The organism is Tropicimonas sp. IMCC34043, from assembly GCF_003390845.1.
In the GTDB taxonomy this organism is placed as follows: Bacteria; Pseudomonadota; Alphaproteobacteria; order Rhodobacterales; family Rhodobacteraceae; genus Tropicimonas.
This window is the reverse complement of record NZ_QMEK01000002.1, coordinates 355,537-377,834: the sequence shown is the minus strand read 5'-3', so window position 1 is coordinate 377,834 and position 22,298 is coordinate 355,537. Positions and strand designations below refer to the sequence as shown.

Here is a 22,298-nt window from a genome sequence, read left to right as displayed (position 1 = left end):
AAAGGCGCAACCCCAGTCTAGCCCGCCGCGGCTGTTCCGTCATACCCGTTCGATGATCGTGGCCGCGCCCATGCCGCTTGCGACACAAAGCGTGGCAAGCCCCACCTCCTTGTCGCTGCGTTCCAACTCGTCCAACAGCGTGCCAAGGATGATCGCGCCTGTCGCACCCAACGGATGGCCCATCGCGATGGCACCGCCATTCACGTTCACCCGGTCCTCGGCCACGCCAAAAGCCTGCATGAACCGCAACACCACCGCGGCAAAGGCCTCGTTGACCTCGAACAGATCGATGTCGCCGATCCGCATCCCGGCCCCCTCGAGGATCCGCTCGGTCACCGGCACCGGACCGGTCAGCATGATCGTCGGATCGGTGCCGATCTTGGCCGTCGCCCGGATCCGTGCCCGCGGCGTCAGGCCGTGCTTCTTGCCGAACTTCTTCGAGCCCACCAGAATTGCCGCCGACCCGTCGACGATGCCCGAGCTGTTGCCGGCATGGTGGATGTGATCGATCCGCTCCAGATGGGGATACTTCATGATCGCGACCTTGTCGAAGCCCGGCATGACCTCGCCCATCTGCTGAAAGCTGGCGTTCAGGGCGCCAAGGCTTTGCATGTCGGTCTCGGGGCGCATGTGTTCGTCGCGATCGAGCAGGATCAGCCCGTTCTGATCGGTCACCGGCACCACGGTCCTGGCAAACCGCCCGTCGTCCCAGGCGGCCTTGGCGCGACGCTGGCTTTCGACCGCCAGCGCATCGGCCTGATCGCGGGTAAAGCCGTATTCGGTCGCAATCAGGTCGGCCGAGATCCCCTGCGGCACGAAATAGCGCTCCATCGCGACCGAGGGATCGACCGCAACCGCCGCCCCGTCCGAGCCCATGGCAACCCGCCCCATCATCTCGACCCCGCCGGCGATATAGCCCTCGCCGGCCCCGCCGCGAACCTGATTGGCCGCCAGATTGACCGCCTCGAGCCCCGAGGCGCAGAACCGGTTGATCGACAGCCCCGGGATCCGTTCATCGAGCTCCGAGGCCAGAACGGCGGTACGCGCCAGGCACCCGCCCTGCTCCATTACCTGGGTTGCATTGCCCCAGATCACATCCTCGACCGCATGACCCTCGAGCCCGTTGCGCGCCTTGATCGCGTTCAGCATCTGCGCCGACAGCCGCACCGAGGTGACCTCGTGCAGCGCCCCGTCGCGGCGCCCCTTGCCCCGCGGGCTGCGCACTGCATCGTAAATATAGGCTTCCGTCATGTCATGTCCTCCTCAGATGCGATCGGCGGGCGACCCGGGCATCAGCTCATAGGGATGTTTCCAGCCCGGCAGGGCCGCGATCCGCGCCAGCCAGGCATCGATATTTGGCCAGTCCTTGCGGTCGAATCCGAAGGGTTCGGGATAATACAGATAGCCGCAGCAGGACAGGTCCGCATTGGTGAGGCCATCGCCAACGATCCAGTCGCGCGCCTCCAGATGCCGGTCGAGGACCTTGAAGGCCGCCGCCAGCCGGCCCTGCAGGAACCGGATCACCGGCTCGGGCCGTTTCTCGGGGGCGAGAAAATTCATCAGGAACCGGCAGGTGCCGGCCTGCCCGCTCAGCTTGTGATTGTCCCAAAGCACCCAGCGCAGCACCTCGCGCGCTTCCTGCGGATCGGCGCCGCCAAAGCGCCCGGTCCCGTCGCTGAGATAGTCGAGGATCGCGCCCGACTGCGACAGACGCAGATCGCCGTCCGCGAGCACCGGCACTTCGCCCATCTCGTTGACGTCGCGAAGGTATTCTGGTGTACGCGCCGCGCCGTTGAAGAAATCGACGAAGACCGGCTGCCACGCCGTCCCTGACAGTTCCAGCGCCAGTGCCACCTTGTAGGCGTTGCCGGATTCGCCGAAGCAGTAGAGCCTCATGTCCTGCGTTCCTTCGGATTGGGCCGTCGCATTCAGGTATTTTCTCCAAGAAGAAGCTGCGATTGACGCTTCATTTACCAAGCTGCCAGAGGATCGCGATGCGGTACAGGCTGAGGAGCCGATGACCGCCCAAGGAGAAGCCCTGCCTATCCGGCCTGGACGGCTCGGACCGCGCCTCGCCGGAGGGGCAGGGTGGCCCTGATCTTCTTCTTGGGTCAAGTACCTTCGCCGAAGGCTGCCCCGATCAGGCCGCCGGCGCTGGCGCCGGGGCGGCGTGCCAAAGGCCGCGCTGGCACCCTGCGCGCGCGCGACCTCTCGCCCCGGGGCACTGGCTGAACCGATATCCACGGCCCGCCTCGTCCCGATCCGACCGTTCAGAAGGCATCCGCCGTCAGACTCATGACCGGCTCGGCGCCACTTTCGATCCGCGCCAGATGCAGTGCCGTTGCCGGCAGTTGCCGTGCCATGAAGTACCGCCCGGTCGCGATCTTGGCCTCAAGGAAGGCGCGGTTGCCGCTGCCCTCGCCCAGCCCAATCTCCGCAGCCTTCGCCATCTGCGCCCACATCAGGCCGAGGCAGACATATCCGAACAGATGCATGAAGTCGTAGGATCCGGCCAGCGCCGCATTCGGGGTCTTCATGCCGTTCTGCATGAAGAACATGGACGCTGCCTGAAGATCCTTGCTTGCGGCCTTCAGCGGATCGAGAAATCCGGCCTTCAAGCCCTCGTCGGCCTCGTTCTCTTTGATGAACCGCTTCACCAGATCGAAAAAGGCCACCATGTGCTTGCCGCCGTCCGAGGCGAGCTTGCGCCCGACGAGGTCGAGCGCCTGGATCCCGTTGGCACCCTCGTAGATCTGGGTGATGCGGGCGTCGCGGGTGAACTGCGACATGCCCGAATCCTCGATATATCCATGTCCGCCAAAGACCTGCTGGGCGGCCACGCAGGATTCGAACCCCTTGTCGGTCAGAAAGCCCTTCAGCACCGGGATCAGCAGCGAGATCAGCCCCTCGGCGTCGGCATCGCCGAGACGGTGCGAGCGGTCGATCAGCATCGCCCCCCACAGGAGGAACGCGCGTGCACCTTCGACAAAGCTCTTCTGGTCCATCAGGGTGCGGCGGATGTCCGGGTGCACGATCAGCGGGTCGGCCGGACCCTCGGGGTTCTCGGCGCCAGTGACAGCCCGGCCCTGAAGCCGGTCCCTGGCATAGGCAGCCGCGTTCTGATAGGCGACCTCGGCCTGCGCGAGGCCCTGCATCGCAACCCCCAGACGGGCTTCGTTCATCATCGTGAACATGGCCCGCATCCCCTTGTGCTCCTGCCCGAGCAGATAGCCCGTCGCATCATCGAAGTTCATGACGCAGGTGGCGTTGCCATGGATGCCCATTTTGGTCTCGAGCTTGCCGACCGAGACGCCGTTGCGCGCGCCGAGCCCGCCCTGGTCGTCGACCATCAGCTTCGGCACGATGAACAGCGAGATCCCCTTGGTCCCCTCCGGCCCGCCGGGGATCCGCGCCAGCACCAGATGGACGATGTTTTCGGCCATGTCGTGGTCGCCCGCAGAGATGAAGATCTTCTGCCCGCTGATGCGATAGCTCCCGTCCGCCTGCGGCTCCGCCTTGGTGCGCAAGAGGCTCAGATCGGTGCCGCATTGCGGCTCGGTCAGGTTCATCGTCCCGGTCCAGTCGCAGGACACGAGCTTCGGCAGCCACATCGCCTTCTGCGCCTCGGTGCCGTGGGCGCGGATCGCGCTGTAGGCACCATGCGTCAGGCCGTGATACATGGTGAAGGACTGGTTGGCGGCAGAGAACAGTTCGCCGACGGCCGTTCCCATCAGCGAGGGCATACCCTGCCCGCCATAGTCCGGATCGCAGTCGAGAGCCGTCCAGCCGCCCGCCTTCAGCGCGTCGAAGGCTTCGCGGAACCCCGGAGGCGTGCGCACGATGCCATTCCCCAACACGCAGCCCTCGCGGTCGCCGACGACGTTCAGCGGGGCCACCACATTGGTCGCGATCTTGCCTGCCTCGCCCAGAACCGCCGCAGTGACATCCGGGTCGAGGTCTTCGTAGCCGGGGATAGCCTGTTCCGAGACCTTCAGAAGCGCGTGCAGGACGAATTGCAGATCGTCGACCGGCGCCGTGTAGATCGGCATGTATGGCTCCTCCCTGGGGCCACTCCTTACTCGGCGGCCTGCTGCGTGTTCAGCGTCGTCAGCATCTTGTCGACCCAGGCCAGTTGATCCTTCAGATCGGTAATGGCCTCGTCCAGTTCAACACGCTGTCGCTCCATCTCCGACAGCCGCTCGACGGCAATTTCGTAGGTCCTGGACAATTGCGTCGCCTGATGGTCGCCGACGTTGTAGAGATCCAGAAGCTGCCGGATCTGTTCCAGACTGAAGCCGAAACGCTTGCCGCGCAAGATCAGCTTGAGGCGACCGCGGTCGCGACGGGTGAACAGCCGCTTGGTGCCCTTCCTGACGGGAAACAACAGCTCCTTGGATTCGTAAAACCGAAGGGTGCGCGGCGTCACTTCGAAAGTGTCGCACATCTCCCGTATCGTCATAAGCTTGTCGGTCACTGGTTCGTCTCCAACAAAAATTGTTACTGACCCGAAACACGCTCCCGGGGTCGTCTATCACAGGAATTGACGCTAACGTTAACGAAACGCTGCGTCACTGTTCTAGGCCGGCCTGCCGTGCGCCCGAACGGAAACATAAAAGTGAGCATAATCGATTTAGGAAATGGTGCAAGATCGTCGTGATTTGCATCAAAAATGTGCGGAATTTTTCGACACTCGGTGATCAAGAATCGCATACAATCCACTTGTGCGAGAATATCGTCATATTCAACGATCCGGGGCCGCAAACCGGAGTGTTCCAGTCCCGCGCCGCGAATCCGCCCGCGACCTCTCCAGATCCGGCGATCCGGGCCGGAAGTCTTGCGACCCTCGGCCAGACCAAGGCCTCCCGGCGGGGCGCCACGACGGCACGGCCGGCCGGTTTCGATCCGGCACAATGATCCGGTTGGGTCGTGACCGCCGCCGCGCCCGGCCAGGTCAGTCGAGCGTCTCGGATGCCTCGTCACGCAAACGGTGCAGATCCTCGATCGTCGTCTGCAACTCGGCCTGCTGGCGGCGCAGATTCTCGAGTTGCCGGTCAGCCATCTCGAGGAAGGCCTCAAGCTGCGGGCGCGTACCCTGTTCCTCGTAGATCAGCAGCCACTGCCGCATCTCCTCGAGCGAGAAGCCGAATCGCCGTCCGCGCAGGATCAGCGTCATGCGCGCCACCTCGCGCGGGCGATACCAGCGCGCGCGACCCTCCTTTTCGGGTTGCAACAGTTCGATGTGCTCGTAGTAGCGAAGCGTGCGTGGGGTCACGTCGAACTTCGCGTACATCTCCTTGAAGCTCAGCCTCGTCTCGGACACGCCTCTTCCTCCGGTTTGACGACGGACCAAAGCCTATGCGCTGCGCGCCCCGGCTTCAATGCGCGACATCCTTCGTGCGACTTCGGCCGGGCCGCCAATGCCGTTCGCGGACCATGCCACGGGCTTGCGCAGCGGCCCGGCCCGACCGATAACGCAACTGACGCCCGCGCAGCCTGGATCCGCAATGGACAAGACCGACGCCAACCGCTTCATCGAAACGCTCGCCTTCGCCGAGGCGCTTGCGATGCGCGTCGATGTGATCGATGACGGCCGGGCGATGATCTCGATGCCCTACGATGCCCGCTTTATCGGCGATCCGCGCAACGGCGTGATCCACGGCGGCGCGGTCAGCGCGCTGATGGACACCTGCTGTGGCGCAGCGGTCATGTCGCGCGCAGACGGCACCGGCGCCACCGCCACGCTCGACCTCCGGATCGACTACATGCGCCCCGCCCACCCCGGCAGCCGGATCACCGCCGAGGCGATCTGCTATCACACCACCCGGACCGTCGCCTTCGTGCGCGCCACCGCAACCGATGGCGACACGCAAACGCCGGTCGCCTCTGCCCACGGCGCCTTCACCTTTGCCCGCAAGGAGCCAGCAGCTTGACCCCTCCCACGCACGAGCCCGTGCAGGTGGTGAAGGAACGCCGCGACCGGGCCCTGAACGCCCTGGTCGAAGGCGTTCCCTATATCGGCTTTCTCGGCATCCGCTTCGACCGCAAGGGCGACGAACTGACCGCGGTCATGCCGTTTTCGCCGATGCTGATCGGCAATCCGATGCTTCAGGCGCTGCACGGTGGCGCCACGGCCTCGTTCCTCGAGGTGACGGCGATCATCGGGCTGGGCTGGTCGATCCTGTGGGAGAACATCGAAAGCGGCGCCATCGACGCCATCGCCATCACGCCCCAGAACATGCCCCGCCTGCCCAAAACCATCGACATCACCGTCGATTACCTGCGGGCGGGACTGCCGCGCGATTCCTATGCCCGTGCCCGCGTCAACCGCTCGGGCCGGCGCTATGCCTCGGTGCATGTCGAGGCCTGGCAGGACAACCGCGCCCGGCCCATCGCGCAGGCGACGGGGCATTTCCTGATGCCGTCCGGTGACTGACGCGACCCTGTCCTATCGCCCCATCACCCACCGCCGGATCCTGACGATCGCGGCGCCGATCGTGCTGTCCAACGCCACCGTGCCGATCCTCGGCATTGTCGATACCGGCGTGGTGGGCCAGCTTGGCATGGCCGCGCCGATCGGTGCGGTCGGCCTTGGCGCCGTCATCCTGACCGCGGTCTACTGGATCTTCGGCTTTTTGCGCATGGGCACCACGGGCCTTGTCGGACAGGCCCATGGCGCGGGCAATTCGGCCGAGGTTTCGGCGCTGCTGACCCGGGCGCTGATGATCGGTGCCGCCGGCGGGGTCGCCATCATCCTGTTGCAGCGCCTGATCTTTGCCGGGGCCTTCGCCGTCGCACCGGCCAGCGCCGAGGTCGAGACCCTGGCCCGGCAGTACATGGCCATCCGGGTCTGGTCTGCGCCCGCGGCCATCGCGATCTTCGGGCTCAGCGGCTGGCTGATCGCGCTGGAACGCACCCGCGCGGTGCTGGTGATCCAGGTCGGCATGAACGCGATCAACATCGCGCTCGACGTCCTGTTCGTGCTGGGCCTCGGCTGGGGCGTTGCGGGCGTGGCCACCGCCACCCTCGTTGCCGAATGGAGCGGCATCGCGCTGGCGCTGTGGCTCTGCCGCGACGCCTTTGCGCTGCCGTCGTGGCGCGACTGGCCGAGGGTCTTCGACCGCGAGCGGCTGGTCCACATGGCCTCGGTCAATACCGACATCCTGATCCGGTCGCTGCTGCTCGAGGCGATGATCGTCTCGCTGATGTTCTATGGCACCAGCTTTGGCGACGTGACGCTGGCGGCGAACCAGGTGCTGCTGCAGTTCCTGCATGTCACCGCCTATGCCATGGACGGCTTTGCCTTTGCGGCCGAGGCGCTGGTGGCCCAGGCCATGGGCGCCCATTCCCGCGACCGGCTGCGCCGCAGCGCCTGGATGACCAGCCAGTGGGGCGCCGCCAGCGTGATCGCCATGGCGCTTGCCTTCGCGCTGGCCGGCGGCCACATCATCGACGCGATGACGACCGCCCCCGAGGTGCGGGCCGCGGCCCGGGACTATCTGCCCTGGATGATTGCCGCGCCGCTCGTCGGCTGGGCGCCCTGGATGCTCGACGGAATCTTCATCGGCGCCACCCGGTCGCGCGACATGCGCAACATGATGATCGTCTCGGCGGCAATCTATGTTGTCGCGGTGCTGCTGCTGATCCCGCCGTTCGGCAATCACGGGCTCTGGGCGGCACTGCTGATTTCCTATCTCGCCCGCGGACTGACCCTCGGGCTGCGCTATCCAGCCCTTGAACGCGCGGCGGGCTGAACGCCCGGGGTCAGCTACCGGGACAGCATTTGAGCGCGCCCGCAATTGGTATATCCTATAGGTGCAATGCTCCGGGAAACGGGCGGAAGAACAGCGTTACCAACAGGGGAGACGACCATGCCGACACGACGAACTCAGGGCCGCGGCCGTCGATTTGACAGCGTGCTCGACACCATCGGCGATACGCCGGTCATAAGGATCAACCGGATCGGCCCCGACGACATGACCTTCTATGTCAAGGCCGAGGCCTTCAATCCCGGCGGTTCGGTCAAGGACCGGCTGGCGCTGAACATCATCGAGGCGGCCGAGGCGGACGGACGGCTGAAACCCGGCCAGACCGTGGTCGAGGCGACCTCGGGCAATACCGGCATCGGGCTGGCCATGGTCTGCGCGGCCAAGGGCTATCCGCTGGTCGTCACCATGGCCGATAGCTTCTCGGTCGAGCGGCGGCGGCTGATGCGATTTCTTGGCGCAAAGGTGGTGCTGACGCCACGCGCGCTGAAGGGCTTCGGGATGTATTCCAAGGCCAAGGAACTGGCCGAGGCCAATGGCTGGTTCCTCGCCAGCCAGTTCGAGACCCCGGACAACGCCGACATCCACGAACACACGACCGCAAACGAGGTGCTGGCCGATTTTGCCGGCGAGCGGCTCGATTACGTGGTGACGGGCTATGGCACCGGCGGCACCGTTTCGGGGCTTGGCCGGGTGCTGCGGCGCGAACGGCCCGAAACCCGGATCATCCTCAGCGAACCCGCCAATGCCGCGATCGTCGCCTCGGGCTACGTCAACACCCGTAACAGCGCCCATCAGGCGACCGAAAGCCACCCGGCATTCGAACCGCACCCGATCCAGGGCTGGACGCCGGACTTCATTCCGTTCGTGCTGCAGGAGGCGATCGACAAGGTCTATTACGACGATCTGATCCCGATTGCGGGGCCCGACGCCATGACCTGGTCGCGGCGGCTTGCGGCCGAGGAGGGCATCTTCACCGGCATCTCGGCCGGTGCGACCTTTGCCGCGGCGATGAAGGTGGCCGAATCCGCGCCCAAAGGCTCGGTCTTCCTTGTCATGTTGCCCGACACCGGCGAACGCTATCTCTCGACGCCGCTGTTCGATGGCGTAGCCATTGAGATGAGCGAGGAGGAATGGGCGATCTCGCGCTCGACGCCGACGGCCCAGATGGCGGCGGAATAACCGACAGGTCCGGCGCGCCGCGCCGGACCACCGGGGCCGTCCCGGTTCAAACCGACTGGCGTTCGCGCAAGTGCCGTTCGCGCGCGCGTTTGCGTTGCCGCTGGGCAGATCGCAGGCGACGGACCACGGCGTTCAGGACGATCAGCACAAGGCCGGAATATTCGGCAATCCATCTTGCCGGCAGCGGACCAATGTCGTTGCGAAACAGGGCATCGATCTGGTGCAGGTCCACCATGCTGATCCCGATATAGCCCGCCACCATCAGCGCACCGATCAAGGCCAGCCAGACCCGCGACATCGCGCGATGAAGAAGTTGCGTCCCGGCAAGTCCGGCGATCACGATGGCCGTGCCGACCGCCACAGCCATCACTGCCTGGACCGGCCGCCGGGCGTCATACCAGCCTTCGGACTTTGCCATGCAGCGCCCGATCCCGGTGATGGCCATCGGAATGTCGAACGCCTTGAGCGATGCAAGGATCAGCAGGCTAACGCCCAGCATCGTCCAGAACCCGCGATCCGGTGCGTTGGCGCGTGTGGCGCGCAGGCAAACCAACCCCACGCCCGCATAGGCCGCCACGCTGGCCCAGGTCTCACTCCCCCCTGGCACGAAACCGCGGACGGTCGTGAAACAATCGACGATCTCTGGCGTCATGGGCATTTCTCCGGGCCGGCGCCGCATGAGGGCATGGCCAACCCTGGCACCATCATTGCGGCGCCGGCCGCGGTCAAAGCAGATCCCCTGCGCAGCAGGGGAGCGACTGGCGGTCGCCTGCACGATTCCCGTTTAACGGGAGTTTCTTTTATAATTGGCCAGTTAGACTTTGGTCAAGCCGGAGATTTCAACGTCCGACGCCGACCGCCTCGGCAACAGTTGCGAATCCGTCCCGCTCGAGCAGTTGCTCAAGCTCTTGCAGGATCGTGCTGACCAGCCCCATCCCGCCATAGACCAGCGCCGAATAAAGCTGCACGGCCGAGGCCCCGGCCCGGATCTTGGCATAGGCCTCGCCCCCCGATCCGACCCCGCCGACCCCGATCAACGGGATCGCGCCTCCGGTCTCGGCCCACAGCCGTTCCAGCACCTGCGTCGATTTCTCGAACAGCGGCGCCCCCGAAAGACCGCCTTTCTGGTCGCGGTGCCGGCCGGTCAGGCCATCGCGCGACAGCGTGGTATTCGTGGCGACAATGCCGTCGATCCCGACCCCGGCCGCCACGGCGGCGATATCGGCAATCTCGGCCTCGCTCAAATCTGGCGCGATCTTCAGAAACACCGGGATCGGCCGTTCAAGACCGTCCCGGGTCGCCAGCACGCCCTGCAGCAACGCCTCCAGCGCCGCCTTGCCCTGCAGATCCCTCAGGTTCTCGGTATTGGGAGACGAGACGTTGACGGTCGCGAAATCCAGATCGGGACCGCAACGGGCCAGCACGGTCGAGAAATCTGCCGCCCGGTCCGGGCTGTCCTTGTTGGCGCCAAGGTTCAGCCCGATCACCGCGTCCCGCGGCCGGTCGCGGAGGCGCGCGGCCATCGCCTCCATGCCCTCGTTGTTGAACCCGAAGCGGTTGATGACGGCACGGTCCTCGGGCAAGCGGAACAGCCGCGGTTTCGCGCCGCCCTGCTGCGGCCTCGGCGTCGTGGCGCCGACTTCGAGAAAGCCGAATCCTGCGCGCGACAGCGGGCCGAGCGCCACGGCGTTCTTGTCCATCCCGGCAGCCAGCCCCAAGGGGTTCGGCAGCGACAGCCCCGCAAGTCGGGTCGCCAGCCGGGGCGACGTTATCTGACCAGGCAAGCACACCAGCCCGAGGCCGAGCGCGCGGAGCGCCAGCCCATGGGCAACCTCGGGATCGATCCGCCGAAACGCGGCCATCCCCAGATCCTCACGCCAGCTCATGCCATCGCCTGTGGAAAGACGTGCCCGTCCGGCCCTAGCGGCAGAGCGACATGCCACAGCACATCCTCGCGCCGCATCTGCCGATAGAGGTGCGGAAACAGCGCGCCGCCACGCGACGGCTCCCATGTCAGGGCATCCCCCAGTTGGTCGGCATCGAGCGCCGCCAGGACAAGCCCCTCCGCCCCGGCAAAATGCCTTGCTGCCGTCTCGGGCGCCTGTGCGGCCGTTGAAAGGTGAATGAACCCGTCGGCCAGATCGACCGGCGCACCGGCGCTCTGCCCTTCGGCCTGCAGGGCCTGCCATTCGGGGCCACGAAAGATCTTGTAAATCAGCATGGCCCGGGTGTGCCTTGTGCCTGTCGAGGGGTCAAGACGCCTCTGCCATGAGCCTGACACCAGACCACGGCCTCCCGTGGGCACGCGGGCGTTTGACCGACGGAGCCGGCTGCGTCACGCTCGGCCCCATCCAACAGGGGAGATTCTCGATGTTCGTCCGTTTCCTAACCTCTGCCGCCGCGCTGGCCTTGATGGCCGGAAGTGCCGCGGCGGACTATACACTGACCATTCTGCACACCAACGATTTCCATGCGCGGTTCGAACCGATCTCGAAATACGATTCAAGCTGCCCGGCCGAGGACAATACCGACGGCAAATGCTTCGGTGGATCGGCGCGGCTGGCAACCGCCATCGCCGAGGCCCGCGCCCGCGACGAGAACGCGGTGTTGGTCGATGGCGGCGACCAGTTCCAGGGCACGCTGTTCTATACCTTCTACAAGGGCAAGATGGCGGCCGAGTTCATGAACCGTCTCGGCTATGACGCGATGACGGTCGGCAACCACGAATTCGACGACGGCCCCGAAGTGCTGAAGGGGTTCATCGAATCGGTGGATTTCCCGGTCCTGATGTCGAATGCCGATCTGACCGGCGAACCCGAGCTGCGCGACCACATCCAGAAATCGACCGTGATCGAACGGAACGGCGAAAAACTGGGCCTGATCGGGCTGACCCCGGTGAACACCGGCGAACTGTCGAGTTCCGGGCCGAACGTGATCTTCACCGTCCCGTCGGATGCCGTTCAGGCCGAAGTCGACAAGCTGACCGGGATGGGTGTGAACAAGATCATCGTGCTGTCTCACTCGGGCTATGACGTCGACAAGGCCGTCGCCGAAAAGACCACCGGCGTCGACGTGATCGTGGGCGGACACACCAACACCTATCTCTCGAACGTTTCGGACAAGGCCGAGGGCCCCTATCCGACCATGGTGGGCGATACCGCCATCGTCTCGGCCTATGCCTATGGCAAGTTCCTGGGCGAACTGAAGGTCGTCTTCGACGACGACGGCAAGGTGATCGAAGCGACCGGCGAGCCGCTGATCATGGATGCGGCCGTGCCCGAGGACGCAGGCTATGTCTCGCGCATCAAGGAGATGGCCGAACCGCTGGAGGAGATCCGCAACAAGGTCGTCGGCGAGGCGGCCGAGCCGATCGACGGGGCGCGTGATGCCTGCCGCGGCGGCGAATGCCAGATGGGCAATCTGGTGGCCGACGCAATGCTGGCACGGGTCAAGGACCAGGGCATCCAGATCGCAATCCAGAACGGCGGCGGCGTGCGCGCCTCGATCGACGCAGGTCCCGTCACCATGGGCGAGATCTATACGGTCCTGCCGTTCCAGAACACGCTGTCGACCTTCTTCGTCGATGGCGCCACGCTGAAGGAAGCGCTGGAGAACGGCATGGCCCAGTTCGACGATTCAGACAAGGACGGCCGGTTCCCGCAAGTGGCCGGCATGAGCTTTGTCTTCGATCCGGCGGCCGCGACCGGGGCGCGGATCTCGGACGTCATGGTCGATGTCGATGGCACGATGCAGCCGCTCGACCCCGCCAAGGTCTATGGCGTGGTTTCGAACAACTTCGTGCGGCGCGGCGGCGACGGGTATTCGATGTTCCGCGATGCCTCGAACGTCTATGACTTCGGCCCCGACCTTGCGGATGTCGTCGTCGAATATCTGGCCGAGCAGGGCAGCTATAGCCCCTATACCGACGGCCGGATCACCAAGGCGCAGTAACGCACCGGGGCCGCTCTGCCCCATGTCTGCTGCCCGGCCAATTGGCCGGGCAGTTGCGTTTTCGGACCGGCCGTTGCGGCCCGAGCACCACTTGCCATAGTCTTTCCAAATGTGCGGACGTTTCGTGAACCTGATGCCGGCAGAGGCGATGGCGCGGCTATTCTCGGCCGTGCCCTCGAACGACCTGCCCGAGGCGCCGCGCTTCAACATCTGCCCCACCAACGATGTCGCCGTCGTCGTGGCCGAAGGCGAGGGACGACGGCTGCGTGCCATGCGCTGGGGGTTTCTGCCGCCATGGTACAAGGCGCCGGGCGACGGACCGCTGCTGATCAACGCCCGCGCCGAGACCATCGCCGAAAAGCCGGCGTTCCGGGCCGCGGTACGGGCGCGGCGCTGCCTGGTGCCCGCCAGCGGCTTTTATGAATGGACAAAGGGGCCAGAGGCGGCGCGCCTGCCCTGGTACATCCACCCTGCGGACGACGCGCCGATGGTGATGGCGGGGATCTGGCAGGACTGGGAGGCTGGCGACCAGCGCCTGAGTACCGTCGCCATCGTCACCTGTGCGGCCGCGGGCGGGATCGAGGCGCTGCACAGCCGGATGCCGGTGATCCTGCCCCCCGAGGACTGGCCGATGTGGCTGGGCGAGGCCGGCAAGGGGGCTGCCCTGCTGATGCGGGCCGCGCCCGCAGGCAGCCTCGCCTGGCACCGGGTCGACCCGAAGGTCAACTCCAACCGCGCCGACAGCCCGGAGCTGATCGACCCCTACGACACATGAGGCGCGGAGGTCCCGCGGTCAGCCAGCCCATTCCCAGGGCTGGGCGAAGCAGCCGAGCAGTTTCACCACAGCGGCGTCGTCGACCTCGCCCTTGCGCCGGATCCGGGCAACCAGCCCGCGTTTCGGATCCTCGACGACCTCGGCCACTTCGGCGTCGACCTTCGCGTCCTTCAACACCTGACCGTAGACGCGGGAGATCGCGCGCTTGCGCAGGTCGGGCTTGAACACCTTTCCGACAGCGGTCTTTGGCAACTCGGGCAGGATCTCGAGGTATTTCGGAATGGCCGCGCGTTCGGTGATGCGCGGGCGGACATAGTCGAGCAGCTCCTTCTCGGTGACCGAGGCCCCCTCTACCAGTTCGACATAGGCGCAGGGCAGTTCGCCCGCAAAACTGTCGGGCTGGCCGATGGCGCCGGCAAAGGCGACCGCGGGATGGCCGGCCAGCGCCTCCTCGATGACGGCCGGGTCGATATTATGGCCGCCGCGAATGATCAGGTCCTTGGCCCGGCCAGTGATCCAAAGATACCCGTCCGGGTCGATCCGGCCCAGATCGCCGGTGCGCAGATAGACGTCGTGGTGGAACAACTGGTGGTTCTTGTCCGGCTCGGTATAGGTCGAACCGGCAAAGACGCCGGGACTGTCGACACAGATCTCGCCAACCTCGTCAGTCGCGCATTCGACCGGTCCCTCGGGGGTGTGGCGCAGGATCTTCACGTCGGTGTGCGGAAACGGCAGGCCGACCGAACCGACCTTCTTGGCGCCGTCAACCGGGTTCACAGACACCAGACAGGTCGCCTCGGTCAGGCCATAGCCTTCGATGATCTCGACCCCCGTCGCCTCTTCGAACCGCTTGTAGAGCTCCAGAGGCAGCGGCGCCGAGCCCGAGAACGCCTTGGCCAGCGACGACACGTCCCCATTGACCGGGCGCTGCATCAGGGCGGCAAAGGCGGTTGGCACGCCGATCATGAAGGTCGCGTGCCAGCGTTCGATCAGCTTCCAGAAGTTGTCGAAGACCCCCTCGCCACGATAGCCTGCGGGGGTGGGAAACACCGCGTGCCCGCCAGAGGCAATCATCGACATCAGCACCGGATGGACGGCGAAGACGTGGAACAGCGGCAGCGGGCACAGCACCACGTCGCGGTCGGTGAACAACAGCCGGCTGCCAAGCCAGCCGTTATAGATCATCCCCGAATAGAGATGCTGGGCGACCTTGGGCATGCCGGTGGTGCCGCCGGTGTGGAAATAGGCCGCGACCCGGTCGGCGCGGCTGTCCTCGAACGCCAGCGCGTCGCCGCTGTGGCGCGCGATTTCGGTCGAAAAGTCGCGGATCGGCGCAGTGTGCCGGACCTTCGGCTTCGGCCGGATCAGCGGCACGATCAGGCGCTTCAGCCCGGTCATATAGCGCAGCAGATCGACCTCGATCACATGCTTCACGTTCGGGGCGTGTTCGACCGCCAGCGCGGCCTTCTGGGCGACATCGCTTTTGGGAAAGCTCCTGAGCGTGACCAGAACCTTGGCATTGGTCTCGCGCAGGATGGCCGAGATCTGGTCGGGTTCGAGCAGCGGATTGATCGGGTTTGCAATCCCGGCAACCATCCCGCCCAGCAGCGTGACCACCATTTCGGTGCAGTTGGGCAGAAGGAGCGCGACAGCGTCGCCCTCCCCGATGCCGAGCGAGCGGAACAGGTTGGCCGCCTGGATCACCCGGCGGTGAAGCTCGTCCCAGTCGAGGGTCTCGGCCGGGTCGTTTGGCCCCGAGAACATCTGGAACGACACCGCCGGCCGGGATCCATGTGCCGCCTTTGCGGCCCCCAGAAACCGATGGATGGTGGTCGGAACATCGCGTTCCTCCCACGGCATTTCCGCTTCGATCGCACGGATATCCGCGACGGTCGCAAACCCCATTTCCCCGTATCCTCCCCGGTCGCGCGGCAATTCCACCGTTTCGCGCGGTCGTCTCGTGCCCTCACTATGGGGCGCAAGCCGAACGCCGCGCAACGGGAAAGGGACCCGGCGTCATTCCGCGGCCAGGCCTTCGGTGAACTGCAGCCGCGCCAGGCGGGCATAGAGCCCACCCTGGGCGACCAGCGCCTCGTGTGTGCCCTCGGCGACGATCCGGCCCCCGTCGAAGACAAGGATCCGGTCGGCCTGTTTCACGGTGGCAAGCCGGTGCGCCACGATCAGCGTGGTGCGGCCCTCGCTGAGCGCTGCGACCGCGTCCTGCACGGCGCGTTCGCTCTCGGCGTCGAGCGCCGATGTCGCCTCGTCCAGCAGCAGAACGGGCGCGTCGCGCAGGATCGCGCGGGCGATGGCGATGCGCTGCTTCTGACCGCCAGACAGCATCACCCCGCGCTCGCCGACATAGCTGTCATAGCCTTCGGGAAGGGACGCGATGAAGTCATGCGCTGCGGCCGCGCGGGCGGCGGCCTCGACCTCGGCATCTGTCGCCTCCGGCCGGCCAAAGCGGATGTTCTCGCGCGCGGTGTCGGCAAAGATCACCGGATCCTGCGGCACCAGCGCCAGCGCCTTGCGGAACTCGCTCCGCGCCATCTCGGGCAGTGCCACGCCGTCGAGCCGGATCGCGCCGGCCTTCGGGTCATAGAACCGCAGCAGCAGTTGCAGCACGGTCGTCTTGCCGGCACCGGACGGGCCGACCAGCGCCACCTGTTCGCCCGGACGGACGGTAAAGCTGACGCCATGCAGCGCTGCGGTCTCGGGGCGCGAAGGATAGTGGAAGACGACGTCGTCAAAGGCGATCTCGCCGCGCGCGGGCTTCGGCAGGGCCCGCGGTGTGACCGGATCGTCGACCTCGTCCTTTGCATGCAGCAATTCCACCAGACGTTCCGTGGCACCCGCGGCACGCTGCAATTCGCCCCAGATTTCCGACAGCGCGGCCACGGAGGCCGCCATGATCCCGGCATAGATCAGGAACTGCACCAGTTGGCCGGCGGTCATCGTGTCGGCGCGCACATCGCGGGCACCGATCCAGAGCACACCGAGAATGCCCGAGAACACCACGAAGATGATGATCATGGTCAGCGCTGCGCGAACCCCGATCCGGGTCTTGGCGGTGTTGTAGCTTTCCTCGGTCACGTCGGCAAAACCGGCGCGCGTCGCCGCCTCGTGCGAATAGGCCTGCACCGTCTGCGCCGCCTGCAGCGCTTCGGAGGCACGGCCTGCCGATTGCGCGATCCAGTCCTGGTTCTTGCGGCTCAGCACCCGCAGCCGCCGGCCGAGCGCCAGGATCGGCACGATCACCACCGGCACGATGGCCAGCACCATCAGCGTCAGCTTGCCCGAGGTGAAGAACATCATCGCGAGGCCGCCGAAGAACAACAGCAGGTTGCGCAGGAACCACGATACGGAAGACCCGATCACGGACAGGATCAGCGTCGTATCGGTGGTGATCCGGCTGATCACCTCGCCGGTCATGAGTTGTTCGAAAAAGGCCGGGCTCATGCCGATCATGCGGTCGAACACCGCCTTGCGGATATCGGCCACGACCCGTTCGCCAAGCCGTGTGACGACGTAGTATCGCATCGCCGTGCCGAGGGCGAAGATCGCGGCAATGCCGATTGCGGCCAGAAAATAACTGTCGAGCAACGCGACCGAGCCGTTTTCGAAGCCGTCCACCACCCGCCGCGCCGCGATCGGCAGCAGCAGCGAGACGCCGGCCGTAAGGGTCAACGTCAGACCGGCCAGGAGAACATAGCCGCGGTAGGGCGCGAAGAAGGGGGAAAGAGCGCGCAGGGCGCCCACGTTGCGAGATTTCTCGCGCTCGGACTGCGCGTCCTTGCCAGAGTTCGCCATGGCTGAAATTCCTTCTGCTGTCCGTGCAATAGCGGGCAAGCGGCGGATCGGCAACTCAATCGGCCGTGCATCCCGCGGAGTTGGCAAGGCAGCGCGCCGAGGAACCGATCCTTATGGCATCGGACCATCGTGCGTCTGATCGCTTGCGCCGCACCCGCGCCTGCGGCAAACCGCAAGGCTCCGGGAACATTCGGTTTGCATGAGATCTCAGGCTGTCGGCAGGGTCGGGGGAAACGATCGCGGGACAAGGTATTCTGGAGCGGGTAGCGGGAATCGAACCCGCGCCAAGAGCTTGGAAGGCTCGTGTGATACCATTTCACCATACCCGCCCGAACGCCCGGTGAATATTTCACCGCCCCCCGAGCGTCAAGCGGGATGTCCGGCGATGCCCCTATCTGCCAGCGGGGCCGCAGGGCGGGCGAATCAACGGCCCCTTGCTGCCTGCCCCGGGCGCAGGTCCTCTCGGGGGGCGTCCAAGGGGTGGGCCCGCGTCGGTGTCGCATGTCGCAGGTCGGGCGGAATGGGGCAACCTCGACACCGGGGCGGCAGGGGCATGGCATTCGGACGAAAGGGGCCGCGATGAAAATGGAGATCTTCGACGACCGGCTCTGCACGCTCGGGGAAGGGCCGATCTGGCTGCCAGAACGCGAGGCGCTGGTCTGGGTCGATATTCCCGCCCGGCGTCTGCTCGGCCGCTCGGGCGAGGAGACGTTCGAATGGCAGGTGCCGGAAATGATATCGGCGCTCGGCCGGATCGACGCGGCCCGCCTTTTGCTGGCAGGCGAGACCGGGCTGTCGGTCTTCGATCTTTCTGACGGCAGCTGTCGGGCGCTTTGTCCGGTCGAGGCCGGCATTTCGGGCAACCGCAGCAATGATGGCCGCGCCGACCCCTGGGGAGGGTTCTGGATCAGCACCATGGGCAAAGCGACCGAGGCGGGGGCCGGGTCGATCTATCGCTGGTATCGGGGCGAGCTGCGCCGCCTCGTCACCGGTCTGACGATCCCGAACGGGATCTGCTTCGCACCCGACAGGCGCCGCGCCTACTATGCCGATTCGCGGCGTTCGACGATCTATGTTCTGGGGCTCGATCCCGATGGCTGGCCCACGGGGCGGGCCGAGGAATTCGTGGTGGTGAAAGAGGATCGGGTTGTCCCCGACGGCGCGGTGACCGATGCAGACGGCTGTCTCTGGAGCGCCCAATGGGGCGGCGGCCGGGTTGTCCGCTTTGGCCCCGATGGCCAAGAAATCGCGCGGTTCGCGACCGGGACGCCCTATCCGACCTGCCCCGCCTTCGGTGGGCGGGACCTGTCCGACCTCTACGTCACGACCATGACAAATGCCGCGGTATCCGCGAGCCGAGGGCTTCCACCCCCGCTTGGCCGGACGCTGCGGTTGGCCGGCGCCGGCCCCGGCCGCGTGGAACCGACCGTCGATGTGGGGCGGGAGCTGGAACCGGGCGATGGGTCCTGCGATCAGAAATAGCCGCGCACCAGGGCTTCCGAGACCAGCGTCCAGCCATTGGCCACGGCGAAGAACGCCAGCTTGAACGGCAATGACACCAAGGCCGGCGGCACCATCATCATCCCCATCGACATCAGCACCGCCGCGACCACAAGATCGATGATCATGAACGGCAGGAAGATCAGGAAGCCGATCTGGAAGGCATTCGCGATCTCGCTCAGCAGAAACGAGGGGATCAGCACCGACAGCGGCGGCACCGCAGGATCGACCGCCACCTGCGCCGCGTCCCCCCGCAGCGCGGCCATCCGGGCCAGTGTCTCGGGATCGACCCGGGCCTGCATGAAGCCCCGGAATGGCGCCTCGATATTGGCGATGGCGGTAGCCGTGTCGATCTGCTCCTGCAACAGGGGATCGACGCCGGTCGTCCAGGCCTCGGTAAAGACCGGATCCATGACGTAATAGGTCAGCACCAGCCCGATCGAGACGATGAGCATGTTGGGCGGGGATTGCTGCAGGCCGATCGCCTGGCGCAGGATCGACAGCACCGTGACGATGAAGGGAAAGCAGGTCGCCATGATCAACAGTCCCGGCGCCAGGCTGATCACGGTCACCAGCAGGAAGAGCTGGATGCTGAGTCCGGCCAGGCTGCCGCCGCCATCGCCCATCGACAGGGTGATGCCCTGAGCCGCCGCCGGCCCGGCGGCAAGGGCCGCCAGCGCCGCAGCCAGACACCACCTCATCCATGTCCCGCAGGGTTTCACGGCCGCAGCCCGTCCTTCAGATCGGCGATTTCGGTCAGGCGGACGGCGAGTTGTCCCTCCTGTGCCCCGTCCTGTTCGATCAGTTCGCCGCGGGCGATCAGCTTGTCGCCGATATAGAGCTCGACCGGATCGTCGACCCGGCGGTCGAGCAGCAGCACCGCGTTCCTTTCGAGCCGCAGCAGATCTGCGATGCGCGGGCGGGCGTGACCGACCGAAACGATCACATCGACCGGGACCTGGGTAAACGGGCTGCCGGGATCGCGTTCTGCGGTGGCGTCAGGCATGGGAGACCTCCTCGGTCGTGGGTTCTTCGAAAAAATCGGTGACGGCATCGGCGATCTCGCGCAGCACCGCTTCGAGGTCGAACTTGTGTTCGGACCCGCCCATCCTGAGGAAGGCCTGACCGTCGCCGAGCGTCTGTTCGCCGTGGATTCGCAAGGGCGGCACGACCCTGTGTTCGATCAGCGACCGGACCACGGAAACGTTGGCCGGCGAGACGACGACGTCGACCGGGACCTCGGACGCCCGCTCAGCCGCCTCGCCGATCTGGCGCAGGATCATCTCGCCCAGGGACCGGGTCAGCGTCGCCGGCAGGACACGGTCCACCATGCCGCGAAGGATCCCCTCCATCTCCGCCAGAACCGCGTTGCGCGCCTCATGATAGGTGAAGGAAAGCTCCTGCAGGTTGTTGCCGAACTCCTCGGAAATCCGGCGCTGATCCTCCTTGAAGGCCGAGGCCGAATCCTCCCATCCGGCGCGATAACCCTGGTCGAAGGCCTGCAGCCGCACCTCTTCAAGCTGCTCTTCGGGAAGGATCGCGACCTCGCAGGTGGCAGGGACCGCGATGTCGAAGGATTCGAGTTTCAGGGGACGTCCCATCACGCCTTCTCCTTTTCGTCTTCCATCCAGCTGCGCAGCACCTCGATCGTCTCATGCTCGCGCTCCTTGATCAGAAGGCGCAGGCGGGCGACCGGATCCTGCGGCTCGGCGGTCAGAACCCTGCTACCCGGCCGCATGTCCTCCTCGACGCCACGGCCCGACACGACCTGCATGGCCGGGGCATAGCCGTCGTCGGCGATCTCGCCGGTCAGAGCGCGCGCTGCGGATGCCTGCGCCGCCTTGTCCGGCCCCGCCTTTGCCTCATCGGTCGGAGGCAGTTCCAGCATCTTCGGGGTCTCGCGCCGGGCCAGGATCGGCCGGACGACGAACAGACCGAGAATCACCGCGACTATCGAGAGAATGGCGATCTGCGCGATGGCCATCAGATCCAGCCGGTCGATCAGGTGTGACGCTGGCAGCGCGCCGCTCACTTCGGTCGGACGGAACTCCATCGAACGGATCGTAATCTGGTCGCCACGGCTTTCGTCGAAGCCGACCGCAGCCGCAATCAGCGCCCGAAGCGCGTCGAGTTCCTCGTCCGGTCGCTGCGCCGACACTTCGCGGCCCGAGGCATCGCTGCTGCGGACCGTGTTGACCAGAACGGCGACACTGAGGCGCTTGACCGAACCCGGAACCCTGACAAGTTCCCTCTGGGTCTGCGACACCTCGAAATTCACCCGTTCCCGGCTCTCGCTGTTCTGGCTCGAACTGTCACCGGCCTTGGCGTTGGCGTCGCCGTCGGGAAGGTTGCTGGCGACGGTCACCGCGCCGCCGTTCTGGCCGCGCGAGGCAGTGCTGCGCTCCTCGGTGTCGGTGCTGATTGCGACGCGACCATCGGGATCGAACCGCCGTTCGACGATCGATTCGCGCTCGGTCACGGTCTCGAGGCTCAACTCGACAATCGCATTGCCGGGCCCCACCCGCGCCTCGACCAGGCGCTCGACATTGCGTTTCAGAACCGCCTCGCGCTTGCCCGCCGCAACCGCGCCCACCTCGTCGCCGCTGCCAAGGACGACGCCGCTCTCGCCGTCGATGACCGAGACATTCTCGGGCTTCATCCCCGCCACCGCCGAGGCGACCAAAAACCGCAGGGCGCGGCCTTGCGCATCGCTGATCCCGTCGCTCGACGGCGTCACGAAAACCGAGGCCGCAGGCGTCGCCTCCTGCCGGAACCCGGCGTTCGGCGGGCGCGAAATATGCACGCGCGCCGAGCGGATCTGCGGGCTTGCCATGATGGTGCGGGCAAGCTCGCCCTCCTTCGCGCGCCAATAGGCTGCATCGAACATCTGCGAGGTCGTGCCGAATCCCGAGAGCCCGTCCAGAAGTTCATAGCCAGCCGGGCCGTTGGCAGGCAGGCCCTCTACCGCCAGCAGCATCCGCAGCTGGTCGCGCGCGCCGGCCTCGACATAGATCGCACTGCCGCGCACGTCATAGACGACACCGCGCTGATCGAGCGCGACGATCACTTCGCCAGCCGCCTGCCCGTCCAGACCGGCATAAAGCAGTTCCATCTTCGGCTTCGACGCCAGACCAGACAGCAGCAGGACCGCCACGAACATTGCCAGGGTCGCAAGCCCGACAATTACCCTGCGGCGGGTATCCAGAGCGGACCAGGTTCGGATGAGGTTCTGCACCGAAAATCTCCTTCGCAGGGCCTTCTGACCCTCGGTGCATCAATGAAGGATCTCGTTTAACAATCGGTTAGCCCTCGGCGGA

The 22,298-nt window shown here is 65.9% G+C and carries 21 protein-coding genes and 1 tRNA gene; 7 read left to right on the top strand and 15 right to left on the bottom strand.

The window, feature by feature from the left end; genetic code table 11:
• Window positions 1-39: 39 nt before the first annotated feature.
• The 5 genes from DQG17_RS11525 to DQG17_RS11500 all read right to left on the bottom strand — a co-directional run bounded on the left by DQG17_RS11525 (window position 40) and on the right by DQG17_RS11500 (window position 5,320).
• Window positions 40-1,251: an acetyl-CoA C-acetyltransferase gene (locus DQG17_RS11525; protein ID WP_116132980.1), complete on the bottom strand. Its 1,212-nt coding sequence runs from the start codon at window positions 1,249-1,251 to the stop codon at window positions 40-42.
• A gap of 12 nt (window positions 1,252-1,263) precedes the next feature.
• The gene (locus DQG17_RS11520; RefSeq protein WP_116132979.1) at window positions 1,264-1,896 is read right to left on the bottom strand and encodes a glutathione S-transferase family protein; all 633 of its coding nucleotides are present in this window, start codon (window positions 1,894-1,896) and stop codon (window positions 1,264-1,266) included.
• Between the two features lie 374 nt (window positions 1,897-2,270).
• Window positions 2,271-4,049 carry an acyl-CoA dehydrogenase C-terminal domain-containing protein gene (locus DQG17_RS11515; RefSeq protein ID WP_116132978.1) on the bottom strand — a complete coding sequence of 593 codons (1,779 nt, stop codon included), beginning with the start codon at window positions 4,047-4,049 and terminating at the stop codon, window positions 2,271-2,273.
• Window positions 4,050-4,075: 26 nt separating this feature from the next.
• Entirely contained in the window at window positions 4,076-4,474 is a 399-nt protein-coding gene (locus DQG17_RS11510) for a MerR family DNA-binding transcriptional regulator (protein WP_116132977.1), read from the bottom strand.
• A gap of 477 nt (window positions 4,475-4,951) precedes the next feature.
• A complete protein-coding gene (locus tag DQG17_RS11500) occupies window positions 4,952-5,320 on the bottom strand; it encodes a MerR family DNA-binding transcriptional regulator (protein ID WP_116132975.1) in 369 nt (122 codons plus the stop codon).
• Between the two features lie 184 nt (window positions 5,321-5,504).
• Here DQG17_RS11500 and DQG17_RS11495 point away from each other — a divergent pair, with 184 nt between their 5' ends.
• The 4 genes from DQG17_RS11495 (at window position 5,505) to DQG17_RS11480 (ending at window position 8,945) form a co-directional block, all read left to right on the top strand.
• Window positions 5,505-5,930, top strand: coding sequence for a PaaI family thioesterase (locus DQG17_RS11495; RefSeq protein ID WP_116132974.1), 426 nt, complete (start codon window positions 5,505-5,507; stop codon window positions 5,928-5,930).
• Window positions 5,927-6,433 carry a PaaI family thioesterase gene (locus tag DQG17_RS11490; protein WP_116132973.1) on the top strand — a complete coding sequence of 169 codons (507 nt, stop codon included), beginning with the start codon at window positions 5,927-5,929 and terminating at the stop codon, window positions 6,431-6,433. Before DQG17_RS11495 ends, DQG17_RS11490 begins: the two co-directional genes overlap by 4 nt.
• The gene (locus DQG17_RS11485) at window positions 6,426-7,751 is read left to right on the top strand and encodes an MATE family efflux transporter (protein ID WP_116132972.1); all 1,326 of its coding nucleotides are present in this window, start codon (window positions 6,426-6,428) and stop codon (window positions 7,749-7,751) included. Before DQG17_RS11490 ends, DQG17_RS11485 begins: the two co-directional genes overlap by 8 nt.
• Window positions 7,752-7,868: 117 nt before the next feature.
• Window positions 7,869-8,945 (top strand): PLP-dependent cysteine synthase family protein, encoded by a 1,077-nt coding sequence (locus DQG17_RS11480; protein ID WP_116132971.1) that lies wholly within the window; start codon window positions 7,869-7,871, stop codon window positions 8,943-8,945.
• 46 nt (window positions 8,946-8,991) lie between these two features.
• Here DQG17_RS11480 and DQG17_RS11475 read toward each other — a convergent pair whose 3' ends face one another.
• From DQG17_RS11475 to DQG17_RS11465, 3 genes are all read right to left on the bottom strand, one after another.
• Entirely contained in the window at window positions 8,992-9,597 is a 606-nt protein-coding gene (locus DQG17_RS11475; RefSeq protein ID WP_116132970.1) for a hypothetical protein, read from the bottom strand.
• A 187-nt stretch (window positions 9,598-9,784) separates the two neighbouring features.
• Window positions 9,785-10,831, bottom strand: a complete 1,047-nt coding sequence (locus DQG17_RS11470; protein WP_116132969.1) for a quinone-dependent dihydroorotate dehydrogenase — start codon at window positions 10,829-10,831, stop codon at window positions 9,785-9,787.
• Complete coding sequence (locus DQG17_RS11465) at window positions 10,828-11,166, bottom strand: DUF952 domain-containing protein (protein WP_116132968.1); 339 nt, start codon at window positions 11,164-11,166, stop codon at window positions 10,828-10,830. The genes DQG17_RS11470 and DQG17_RS11465 overlap by 4 nt, the downstream gene beginning before the upstream one ends.
• A 149-nt stretch (window positions 11,167-11,315) precedes the next feature.
• Between DQG17_RS11465 and DQG17_RS11460 the strand changes: the two genes are divergently transcribed.
• The gene (locus DQG17_RS11460) at window positions 11,316-12,896 is read left to right on the top strand and encodes a bifunctional UDP-sugar hydrolase/5'-nucleotidase (RefSeq protein WP_116132967.1); all 1,581 of its coding nucleotides are present in this window, start codon (window positions 11,316-11,318) and stop codon (window positions 12,894-12,896) included.
• Between the two features lie 109 nt (window positions 12,897-13,005).
• The gene (locus tag DQG17_RS11455; protein ID WP_116132966.1) at window positions 13,006-13,671 is read left to right on the top strand and encodes an SOS response-associated peptidase; all 666 of its coding nucleotides are present in this window, start codon (window positions 13,006-13,008) and stop codon (window positions 13,669-13,671) included.
• An 18-nt stretch (window positions 13,672-13,689) separates the two neighbouring features.
• On the opposite strand, the gene DQG17_RS11450 is transcribed toward DQG17_RS11455, so the two are convergent.
• From DQG17_RS11450 to DQG17_RS11440, 3 genes are all read right to left on the bottom strand, one after another.
• The gene (locus DQG17_RS11450) at window positions 13,690-15,576 is read right to left on the bottom strand and encodes an acyl-CoA synthetase (protein ID WP_116132965.1); all 1,887 of its coding nucleotides are present in this window, start codon (window positions 15,574-15,576) and stop codon (window positions 13,690-13,692) included.
• A gap of 111 nt (window positions 15,577-15,687) precedes the next feature.
• A complete protein-coding gene (locus DQG17_RS11445) occupies window positions 15,688-17,481 on the bottom strand; it encodes an ABC transporter transmembrane domain-containing protein (protein WP_116132964.1) in 1,794 nt (597 codons plus the stop codon).
• 255 nt (window positions 17,482-17,736) lie between these two features.
• Window positions 17,737-17,810, bottom strand: a tRNA-Gly gene (locus DQG17_RS11440).
• A 250-nt stretch (window positions 17,811-18,060) separates the two neighbouring features.
• Between DQG17_RS11440 and DQG17_RS11435 the strand changes: the two genes are divergently transcribed.
• Window positions 18,061-18,963: an SMP-30/gluconolactonase/LRE family protein gene (locus DQG17_RS11435; RefSeq protein ID WP_116132963.1), complete on the top strand. Its 903-nt coding sequence runs from the start codon at window positions 18,061-18,063 to the stop codon at window positions 18,961-18,963.
• On the opposite strand, the gene fliP is transcribed toward DQG17_RS11435, so the two are convergent.
• The 4 genes from fliP to fliF are packed head-to-tail and all read right to left on the bottom strand — an operon-like array spanning window position 18,954 to window position 22,216.
• Window positions 18,954-19,682 carry a flagellar type III secretion system pore protein FliP gene (gene fliP, locus DQG17_RS11430; protein WP_116132962.1) on the bottom strand — a complete coding sequence of 243 codons (729 nt, stop codon included), beginning with the start codon at window positions 19,680-19,682 and terminating at the stop codon, window positions 18,954-18,956. The two genes, DQG17_RS11435 and fliP, sit on opposite strands and share 10 nt — an antisense overlap.
• A gap of 17 nt (window positions 19,683-19,699) precedes the next feature.
• Complete coding sequence (locus DQG17_RS11425; protein ID WP_116132961.1) at window positions 19,700-19,987, bottom strand: FliM/FliN family flagellar motor C-terminal domain-containing protein; 288 nt, start codon at window positions 19,985-19,987, stop codon at window positions 19,700-19,702.
• Window positions 19,980-20,582, bottom strand: coding sequence for a flagellar biosynthesis protein (locus DQG17_RS11420; RefSeq protein WP_116132960.1), 603 nt, complete (start codon window positions 20,580-20,582; stop codon window positions 19,980-19,982). The genes DQG17_RS11425 and DQG17_RS11420 overlap by 8 nt, the downstream gene beginning before the upstream one ends.
• Window positions 20,582-22,216, bottom strand: a complete 1,635-nt coding sequence (fliF, locus tag DQG17_RS11415; RefSeq protein WP_116132959.1) for a flagellar basal-body MS-ring/collar protein FliF — start codon at window positions 22,214-22,216, stop codon at window positions 20,582-20,584. The genes DQG17_RS11420 and fliF overlap by 1 nt, the downstream gene beginning before the upstream one ends.
• Window positions 22,217-22,298 lie beyond the last annotated feature (82 nt).

Coding starts and splice junctions, on each gene's coding strand:
- DQG17_RS11455 (WP_116132966.1), top strand. CDS start 13,006: ATGTGCGGACGTTTCGTGAACCTGATGCCGGCAGAGGCGATGGCGCGG.
- DQG17_RS11495 (WP_116132974.1), top strand. CDS start 5,505: ATGGACAAGACCGACGCCAACCGCTTCATCGAAACGCTCGCCTTCGCC.
- DQG17_RS11450 (WP_116132965.1), bottom strand. CDS start 15,576: ATGGGGTTTGCGACCGTCGCGGATATCCGTGCGATCGAAGCGGAAATG.
- DQG17_RS11515 (WP_116132978.1), bottom strand. CDS start 4,049: ATGCCGATCTACACGGCGCCGGTCGACGATCTGCAATTCGTCCTGCAC.
- DQG17_RS11520 (WP_116132979.1), bottom strand. CDS start 1,896: ATGAGGCTCTACTGCTTCGGCGAATCCGGCAACGCCTACAAGGTGGCA.
- DQG17_RS11480 (WP_116132971.1), top strand. CDS start 7,869: ATGCCGACACGACGAACTCAGGGCCGCGGCCGTCGATTTGACAGCGTG.
- DQG17_RS11470 (WP_116132969.1), bottom strand. CDS start 10,831: ATGAGCTGGCGTGAGGATCTGGGGATGGCCGCGTTTCGGCGGATCGAT.
- DQG17_RS11460 (WP_116132967.1), top strand. CDS start 11,316: ATGTTCGTCCGTTTCCTAACCTCTGCCGCCGCGCTGGCCTTGATGGCC.
- DQG17_RS11425 (WP_116132961.1), bottom strand. CDS start 19,987: ATGCCTGACGCCACCGCAGAACGCGATCCCGGCAGCCCGTTTACCCAG.
- DQG17_RS11445 (WP_116132964.1), bottom strand. CDS start 17,481: ATGGCGAACTCTGGCAAGGACGCGCAGTCCGAGCGCGAGAAATCTCGC.
- fliP (WP_116132962.1), bottom strand. CDS start 19,682: ATGAGGTGGTGTCTGGCTGCGGCGCTGGCGGCCCTTGCCGCCGGGCCG.
- DQG17_RS11435 (WP_116132963.1), top strand. CDS start 18,061: ATGAAAATGGAGATCTTCGACGACCGGCTCTGCACGCTCGGGGAAGGG.
- DQG17_RS11525 (WP_116132980.1), bottom strand. CDS start 1,251: ATGACGGAAGCCTATATTTACGATGCAGTGCGCAGCCCGCGGGGCAAG.
- DQG17_RS11420 (WP_116132960.1), bottom strand. CDS start 20,582: ATGGGACGTCCCCTGAAACTCGAATCCTTCGACATCGCGGTCCCTGCC.
- DQG17_RS11465 (WP_116132968.1), bottom strand. CDS start 11,166: ATGCTGATTTACAAGATCTTTCGTGGCCCCGAATGGCAGGCCCTGCAG.
- DQG17_RS11475 (WP_116132970.1), bottom strand. CDS start 9,597: ATGACGCCAGAGATCGTCGATTGTTTCACGACCGTCCGCGGTTTCGTG.